Here is a 423-nt window from a genome sequence, read left to right on the forward strand (position 1 = left end):
GCCAGAGGGGTAACGCCCCGGGGCAGTCCTAACGGGCAGAAGTAAATATTTAAAACTCTTTTGCGTTGTAGGTTTGGTGGGCGGGATGTTCCAGAACTTGGGTTACACGGACGCATTACTCTATGAAAAAACCTGAGATGAGTACGATATTGAGAGGGATGAAGTCATGAGAACCCACTCCTTCGGCATCGAAACCGTCCCGGTGGCGATCGCCGAAGACCTCGCTATAGGGAGCGTCCATGACGGAAAGAACTACAAAATAATGCTGGCAAAGCTCTGCGATGATGAAATAACGGCAGTGAAATTCCTCTCAGGCAAGAACGACTGGGAAGGGCACTGCGTAGCAAAGCTCAACGATGGCTACCTCATTGGAGGGGCGGTTGAAGGAATCGCAACTCCTGAGGGCGGCAGGAACTGGAAAGC

General features: G+C 51.8%; 1 pseudogene. It reads left to right on the plus strand.

What is annotated here, in order from left to right:
• Positions 1-166: 166 nt before the first annotated feature.
• A pseudogene (locus tag E3E42_RS11755) lies at positions 167-423 on the plus strand (hypothetical protein); the annotation flags it as partial.

It is taken from the genome of Thermococcus sp. JdF3 (assembly GCF_012027495.1).
Classification (GTDB): Archaea; Methanobacteriota_B; Thermococci; order Thermococcales; family Thermococcaceae; genus Thermococcus.